Origin of the sequence: Bartonella sp. MR30HLJHH (genome assembly GCF_042194195.1) — a bacterium.
In the GTDB taxonomy this organism is placed as follows: domain Bacteria; phylum Pseudomonadota; class Alphaproteobacteria; order Rhizobiales; family Rhizobiaceae; genus Bartonella; species Bartonella grahamii.
In genome coordinates this window covers 1-6,890 of record NZ_JBHIMO010000029.1, presented here as the reverse complement: position 1 = coordinate 6,890, position 6,890 = coordinate 1, and the positions used below count along the sequence as shown (strand labels likewise).

The window sequence follows — 6,890 nt, the reverse complement described above, 5'->3', positions numbered from 1 at the left end:
CACTTTCATGCTTTAAAACTTCTACCTCTAAAGAAAACACATAAAAAGCTGTACAGTCGTCTGTACAGCTTTTTTTGCAAAATTTCCTTGATTTTTCATGCTTTTCAGCACGACCAAAATTTTTCGACATCCACGTAAAACTTTTATAATCATGAGAAACAAGCTTCAAAATAAAAGATTTTTTTTAACAATTCTATTTACTTATGTTTTTTCTTTAAAAAATTTCTTAAATGAAGTGTTGACTTCATCGATTATATATATGCGTTACAGCGTAACAAATATGCGACTATTGCTCTATTTTTGCCATTTGAGCAAAACAAATTTCGCAGAAAAATATTCCTCTACAATCAACAACTTTTCTTAATATGGAAACCATATCAATCTTACATCTCAATGTAAGAAGGAGCATTATGCGGTTAACATTTCATCCACGCACAATATGAGAGAATAAGGTGAAATTTCTCTGACACAAAGGGACTACCAACCTACCAAATTATCTATTCTCAACAAAGTAACACTCTCACCGCTTCAATATCAGTACTTTAGTTTGAATATACGAACACAATTTGCATTCTCGATTAAATGTATCAAATAAATAATAAACACAACATGCTGTATAAACTAGATTCTATTGATACTTATGAACAAAAGCTTGTCAAGCAAATTGAAGCCACCTCTATTGAAGTAAAAGATGGGCAAGACAAACTGTATTTTGTTGTGGAAAGCAAAGGAAGTATTTTCGAAGACATGTTGCGCAATCTGAAAAAAGCAAAAATCCATTGCGGTCGCGAACATTTCAAAGCTTTAGGAGAAAATGCCCAATATATTGTTTCTGATAATTATGAAACTTTTATCGATCAAACACTTCAAAAAGATACCATACCAACTTGAAAAAATGTTTGGGCTATGGAAATGGTCCTCCCCTATTGTTTATAAAATGCAACTTTTTCCTACCCTATAATTTACAAGCGCTTCCTTATAACCGATTTTAATTTTTATTAAACGATTACGAGACTGTCGAACATTTTCCAGAAAAAGCCGTACACCTAAGAAAAGAAAACTATAAACTATTGAGAATACATTTGACACCCAAACAATCATTTAATCATAAAAAATGATATATAAACAAACATTGGATTTTTCAGTCAATAAATTGATTTATAAAGATTTTAACATTTTCCATGTTAAATAATAAATGCAAATGGAACAAGCATGCACATCTCGTGTAGGTTCTGCTTTTGCTCTTATGCAAAGTGAGTTGACGGCAAAGAGACTCCTCGATAAACTCATTAATATCAGCTTAACTGATGGCTTCATTTTGGAGGAAGAAGGATTGTACACAAGAGAAGTATTTGGGGACCATCAGCGCTTCCAATCACATTCATCCCCATATTAAAGCCATCACAAACAAGTGTTCATTCTCAAAGTCTGTGATTTATGGGGTGGAACCAATATTTAAAGAGTGTCTGTAGGGAGCATGATCATGCAAAAGGTGGATTCCTATACCAAATCAGAAAGGTATGTAATATATACCGTGATTATTTCCAGCATACTCCCCTTGCTGGACGGAAGCATTGTTAATGTTATCCTTCCTGACCTTGCTTTTTATCTTTCAGTAGAAGAAAATAATATACAATGGATTGTAACATCCTATTTTCTTGCCACCGTGCCAGGGTTGTTGATAGCAGCTTTTGTACAAGGAAGAATAGGTATCAAAAAGACTTGGTTTCTTGCAAGCTTCATTTTTATGCTTGGATCACTAGGGGTAGGATTAAGCTATGATTTTCCAACCATTATATCTGCCCGTATCATTCAAGATTTCGGGACAGGTCTTTTGCTGCCCCTTAGCCAAACCATCATTGCATTACAATTCGGACAAGAAAGGGTGCGACAAGCCATGGGCACCATAGCTGTACCAACAGTTTTTGCTCCTGCCTTTGGTCCGCTAATAGGCGCCTCACTTGCTCAGTATGTATCTTGGCGTTTGTTATTTTTTATCAATATTCCGCTCATTTTATTGGCGCTCACCATTGGAGCTAAACACTTAAAGAGCAACGAAACAACAAAAACAAAATTTAACTTATTTGCATTTTTAAGTTTTTCCATATCGCTTATTTCGTTTTTTTACCTCACAGAGGCCAGAAATATAAAGAACAACACCTCCATATATATCCTAGCACTTATAGCGGTGATATCTCTCATATTGTTCATTGTTTCTAATCAGAAAGCAAAAAACAAATTAATCGTCTTTAGCGGATTTCAAAATGCGCGCTACACATTACTCATGATCATGGGGCTTGTTGCTTCATTTCTTTTTTATAGTTTCCTCGTTTATTTCCCACTAGCCGTTGCCATGGAAGGAAGTCATGAAAATAGCCTTCTCATCATCGGCGCAGTCCTTGCTCTACAAGGGGTAGGTGCATGGATCGGAAGGAAATTTATTTACCAGAAATGGAAAGAAAAATCTCCCTTTTTCATGATAGGAATTGGTATGGTGATATCAAGCTTTGGGTTATTATGCTTCGGCTATAATATAAGCATGGATGGGCTTGGATTCTTGCTAAGAGGCATAGGGCTTGGCATCACCACCATTGTCTGCCTTTCCGCCCCCATCCAATATGTCAACAGTTTATACGTCAAAGATACAGCAGTTATCACACGCATATTACAGCAAATAGGTGGAGCTTTGGGGGGTGTATTCGCTGGCTTTTTGATCCATTCACTGACAGAGGAACACCTTTCCTTCAACCAAACATATCTCATATTCTTTATATTCTCTATCGCCGCATTTTTACTGTTTTGCCTCGCACTCTCCTTATCGCATAAAGAAAAGGGCTCCGATTTATGATATGCTTTGTTTGAATGCCTTCTCAATAACATTTGCAATGGCATATAAGATCATAGAGCAGTTTACTACTTTTCGAGAAACCAACACACTGAGACCTTGACCACAACCTTCGTTATTTTTATGAAAGGACACTAAACCAACAAGCTTCTTAAACTCTAAAATTTGGCCATCTCCAGTAACATGCGGTGTTTATCAACTTCATGCTTCCTTTGTACTCTTAGACACCTCTCAAAACCTCTTGAAATATGGGATTTTCTGTTGGTATCTTTGCAAGTGTCTACGAAATTAAGCACGCATTTCAATGCGGAATAGTCCCATAAACGCGCCAACAGACACCCCTACAGGCACCAGCATAGAATATAGCATCTCGGGCAAACGCCCTAAATGCTGACCCTCTTCCTGCCACACATCGCGATGTGGAAAATAGCACCGTGCTGCAAACCTGGTGATGTTATTCACCCCATTTAAACCTCCTTGAATCGCTATGCTTGCATAACCGCAACAGGTTCAAATGAAGATGAAGCGACAAAAACATCTGGTAAAGCAGCATCTCTCTCCATTCCATTGTGAACTGTCATCACAAATCTACCCCTCTTTAATAAAAAAGCCTTCTCTCATTGAGGGGAAAATTTTTAAAAATATTGAAAATCATGATGCACGATGACAGACAGCAAACCATCTCTAAAAAGGCTGTTTTTTTACTTTTACAGTGTGCTCTGAGATTTCTCTAACATTTTCCTGCCTTTAGATTTTTCTTATAAAATTTACGGACAAAAGAAGCTTTTCAGAACTCTTTTACACATAACTTCATTGCTTCAAGCTCCCTTACAGACACGATAAACGTCTATATTTCCATCACGACCAAATACGCGAGATTAACAGCGGATATAATGAAAACAGCCTTTTTATAGAAAACCGTAAGCTTTAACGGAATAAACGAGATTGGTAAACCTATCCCCTACCCACTTGTTCTCTCTACCGGTTACGCGAACAAAGAACCCCATCTGCTCTTTCTGACAAGTAAAGAACTGTGCCAACATTTGGTAATATACCATTGTTGAAATTCTTGTCATAAAGCCTTCCTTTCAGGGATTATGCACATTGCCTGTTTCCTTCTCTCCAATAAACAATCTACCAATAAAGAATGTTATTGCAGTTACAATAATACAAAATTATACTTCTATTCTCATTCTATATTTTTCGAATTATCACACATTATCCATCCCCCTCACTGCTATAACAATGAACGGAGAAAAAAATTAAAACACAATATAGTATTTCTCTTTCACAAATCTTATATAAGCCACAAGACTGTTGCGCGACCTTCTATGCAAGATCAGGCAATAAAATCATACTCTAAAAACCACTCCACACACCACTTTTTGATATTATAAAGCCATAAAATGCAATTATCATCTCCGCAAAAAATCTCTCAGAAAAACACTATTCCTCCTGCAATCATTGGACTACTTTCTCCAATGTTTGCGCACCATTATACGCATAAGGAGTTAGATGACTTGTTTATTGCATCATTTGCTCCTCCTGAGGTTCCAGAAGGTACAAAAATCCAAAAAGTTAAAGCGTGGCTACGTGCAATCAATTCTCAATGCGAAGAACCACTTGAAGTCCTTGGTAACTTGCTTGGGGATTTTTTGGAAAAAGAATATTATGACCCAGACCCAAGCGGATCCAATCCACTATTATATGAAAAAATTTTACAGTTACAAAAAGATAAACATACAGTTTTAGAAAAGTTAAAGGAGTATGACTTGGGATATCAGCGTGGAGGGCATATTATCAAGAATGAGCTGACCTCCACACAAGAATTGCAAAAAGCAGGTCTCCTCTCTACAGAAGAGCTAAAAAAACTTATTGCAGAGAAAAAACTTTCAGCAGTAGAAATCGAAATAAATAGAGCATTAGAAAATATAGAAAAAGATCCAAGGGAGGCGGTTCTATTTGCAGCAAATCTATTGGAAGCCTCTTGCAAAGCTTATCTCGAACACCATTCTATCTCATATAAAAACGGCTATACGCTGCCAGATTTATGGGAAGAAGTCGTTAAGAAAGCCAAGATCCATCCCGAAGATATGAAGCAAGAAAACTTAAAAAATCAAGATCTAGATGAAAAAGACTTAAAAATGATCACATCCGGTCTGTATAGAATTGTAAAAGGTACTATGAATTTAAGAAACAAGAAAAGTGCAGCGCACGGCCGCTCAGAAAAAGATTTGGAACTAATCAATCTCAAACCTCACCATGCGCGCTTAACTTTTAATGCCGCACATTCTCTCTCAATGTATATCTTAGAGCTCATGGATCAGCCATAATAAAAAAGAGCACTATTCTTACATGCCATAACCATTTTCTCTTTACAGGCTTTTTGCTACCAACATAATGCTTTACCCTTTACAAAACACTCTTTGCAAATAATCGGGGTATCGTTACAATCATAGGCATTTTAGGTTTTGTCTTTTAAGACAAAAGGCTAGCAAAGCCTCCACTCCATGCATGTTTGTCTTTTTTATCGCAAAACAACATCATTTTCATCAAAAGCCTATCATAATATTTTATATTTCGAGCTAAGAGCAAGAGCAAATTTTCTTAAAATCATTTTCTGGAAGCTTTTTCACCTCCTCCAGATGCTTTTAATTCTATAAGAAAGCAGCCCTAGGTATTGTTGATTTATTTACCAGAAATTAAAAAAATAGACCATATTGGACTACAGTAGAAAGTACTTTATGTCGATTTTTAAAGGTTTCCGCCCCTTTAAAAAGATTGCGTGCCATGACGAAGAGTTAATTGGCTTGCGTTTTTCGTTAGAAGCAAGTTTTGTAGCTTTTTATGATATTAAGATAGCGGTAAGTTGGAAACGTTTTTTTCACCTTCTCGCCATTTTTTATGTATGGGTGGAGATGTTCCGTTTTTTCTCAAACCAAATTGCAAATATGCAACAGTTTTTTTCTGAAAGACGAGGATATCTGAAAATTTTGGAGAGGACTTTGATTATTTTTGGTTATGTTTGTAGGATTTTTGGGTCTTCTGGAATAAGATCGTGAACGATTAGTTTTAGGGAAGGCTTGGGACGTTTGCATTTTAGAGAGGCAAAACTCAGTTTTCAAATTTCAAACTCCAACAACATGTTTTTTAGCTTATTTTTAAGCATCTAGAATGAAGGTTTATTTTTAATAATTCTCTCGTAAGGGATTAGATGGTAGCAATAAGACTTTTCCTCATATAGCAACACTGCTTGGCAAGAATGCACCTTGGATGTGATATAAGACGGACAAATATAATATGAAGTGATAGTGCATTGTAAATTTTATAGTACAAATCATCAGATCAAGAAAGAAGATATTGATAGTTTTTATAGCAGCCAGTTGAAAAAAGATCTTCACCTATCATATTCTTATCGATAGCACCGAAACAGAGTAGAGTGATAACACTTCTCACATTTTTGCAGTCTAAGAAATCCGGATTCAAAGGATTAATCTGTTTGATTGAGAAAACAGTCAAATAGATTGGAGTCCTTTTGAAGAAAAAGGAGAAGCTCGCTTAAGAAAAAAGAACCGAAAAAGCTTTTAGATCATCAACAAAAAACGCTTAAAGTTTGTTCTGTGAGGGTTCTAAAAGAAGCAAACCGTGGCGAATTGATTATGGCATGTGGGACGAGAAAGACCTTCCTAATCTTAAGATAGCAGAAACTATTACTGAAAAAGGCAAGCGTGTTTTATTTTTTATACTCTCTTTTTTAATACCCCGAACGATAAGAGAATGGACAGCAGATACAGAACCACCCTTACATTCTTTTTCTGTATATTCCGATACACAAGTTAGCAATCGTCGTAAAAACCAAGATGATGCTGCAATGGATACATATGTTCTCTATCCTACCGGTTATGAGAATAAGAACTCTGTCTGATTTTTCTGACCAAGTAAAGAACTGTGCCAACATTTAGGCACATAGCATTTTACGCGTCTCCTCCCTACATTTCAGTCTGGTTTTAAGAGCCAAGAAAACAATCCATAGCTGATTTCCAAG

General features: G+C 36.2%; 7 protein-coding genes. 6 read left to right on the top strand and 1 reads right to left on the bottom strand.

Annotated features, from left to right (window positions below):
- The first annotated feature begins 609 nt into the window (after window positions 1-609).
- Both ACFIKR_RS08410 and ACFIKR_RS08405 read left to right on the top strand, forming a co-directional pair.
- A complete protein-coding gene (locus tag ACFIKR_RS08410) occupies window positions 610-891 on the top strand; it encodes a hypothetical protein (protein WP_375659538.1) in 282 nt (93 codons plus the stop codon).
- A 592-nt stretch (window positions 892-1,483) separates the two neighbouring features.
- Window positions 1,484-2,848, top strand: a complete 1,365-nt coding sequence (locus tag ACFIKR_RS08405) for an MFS transporter (RefSeq protein ID WP_375659537.1) — start codon at window positions 1,484-1,486, stop codon at window positions 2,846-2,848.
- A 905-nt stretch (window positions 2,849-3,753) separates the two neighbouring features.
- Here ACFIKR_RS08405 and ACFIKR_RS08400 read toward each other — a convergent pair.
- Complete coding sequence (locus ACFIKR_RS08400) at window positions 3,754-3,921, bottom strand: hypothetical protein (protein WP_375659536.1); 168 nt, start codon at window positions 3,919-3,921, stop codon at window positions 3,754-3,756.
- A gap of 330 nt (window positions 3,922-4,251) precedes the next feature.
- On the opposite strand from ACFIKR_RS08400, the gene ACFIKR_RS08395 reads away from it, so the two are divergent.
- The 4 genes from ACFIKR_RS08395 (at window position 4,252) to ACFIKR_RS08380 (ending at window position 6,770) form a co-directional block, all read left to right on the top strand.
- Window positions 4,252-5,178 (top strand): abortive infection family protein, encoded by a 927-nt coding sequence (locus tag ACFIKR_RS08395; protein WP_375659535.1) that lies wholly within the window; start codon window positions 4,252-4,254, stop codon window positions 5,176-5,178.
- Between the two features lie 411 nt (window positions 5,179-5,589).
- Window positions 5,590-5,907, top strand: coding sequence for a hypothetical protein (locus ACFIKR_RS08390; RefSeq protein WP_375659534.1), 318 nt, complete (start codon window positions 5,590-5,592; stop codon window positions 5,905-5,907).
- 243 nt (window positions 5,908-6,150) lie between these two features.
- Window positions 6,151-6,267 (top strand): hypothetical protein, encoded by a 117-nt coding sequence (locus ACFIKR_RS08385; protein ID WP_375659533.1) that lies wholly within the window; start codon window positions 6,151-6,153, stop codon window positions 6,265-6,267.
- 242 nt (window positions 6,268-6,509) lie between these two features.
- Window positions 6,510-6,770, top strand: coding sequence for a hypothetical protein (locus tag ACFIKR_RS08380; RefSeq protein WP_375659532.1), 261 nt, complete (start codon window positions 6,510-6,512; stop codon window positions 6,768-6,770).
- Window positions 6,771-6,890 lie beyond the last annotated feature (120 nt).